This window comes from Aeromonas cavernicola, from assembly GCF_002795305.1.
Lineage (GTDB): Bacteria > Pseudomonadota > Gammaproteobacteria > Enterobacterales > Aeromonadaceae > Aeromonas > Aeromonas cavernicola.
Map to the genome: position 1 here is coordinate 1 of NZ_PGGC01000268.1, position 783 is coordinate 783.

A 783-nucleotide genomic window follows, 5' to 3' on the forward strand; every position below is an offset into this window, starting at 1 on the left:
TGCTGACCGTGCCGGGCAAGGATACTATCCTTGGCGCCACCATAGTGGGCACTCACGCCGGTGAACGGATCGCCGAGTTCGTGCTCGCCATGCGTCACCGCCTCGGCCTTGGCAAGATCCTCGGCACCATTCACGCCTATCCCACCCTGATGGAGGGAAACAAATACGTGGCGGGTGAATGGCAACGGGCCCACCAGCCCACCCGAGTGCTGGCTTGGCTGACCCGTTATCACCGCTGGCGCCGTGGCGTCTGACAACCAAGGTTACTGTTATGCTCCAGCCATTCTCACCGCTCAAACCGCGGTTAAACACCCTGCTGTGCGCCCTGTCACTGCTGGCCAGCAGCCCGCTGTTAGCCAGTCCTGATAACAACTGGCAACAGACCCTTGAGGAGGCGAAGGGACAGTCCGTCTACTTCAACGCTTGGGGCGGCAGCCCGGAGATCAACGCTTATCTGGTGTGGGCCGGGCAGGAGATCGCACGCGACTATCAGGTCAAGCTAGTGCAGGTGAAGGTGGATGACATCGCCCAGAGCGTCAGCCAGCTGCTGGCCAACCAGCAGGCGGGCAAGCAAACTGGCGGCCCCATCGATCTGCTCTGGGTCAACGGCGAGAACTTCAAGGCGCTCAAGGAGCAGGGGCTGCTTGGCGCCCCCTTTACCGCCGAGCTGCCCAACATGGCACTGGTCGACAACAGCCTGCCGGTGAGTGAGGACTTCACCCTGCCGGTGGAAGGGCTGGAAGCCCCATGGGGAATCGGCCAGCTCAACCTGATGGTCGATAC

At 62.1% G+C, this 783-nt stretch carries 1 protein-coding gene and 1 pseudogene; both read left to right on the forward strand.

Going from position 1 to position 783, the window contains the following annotated elements; genetic code table 11:
• Nucleotides 1-254, forward strand: a pseudogene (locus CUC53_RS18445) (pyridine nucleotide-disulfide oxidoreductase); the annotation flags it as partial.
• 17 nt (nucleotides 255-271) lie between these two features.
• Nucleotides 272-783, forward strand: a 512-nt coding sequence (locus CUC53_RS18450; RefSeq protein ID WP_167386800.1) for an ABC transporter substrate-binding protein, incomplete at its 3' end; no start/stop codon positions are given.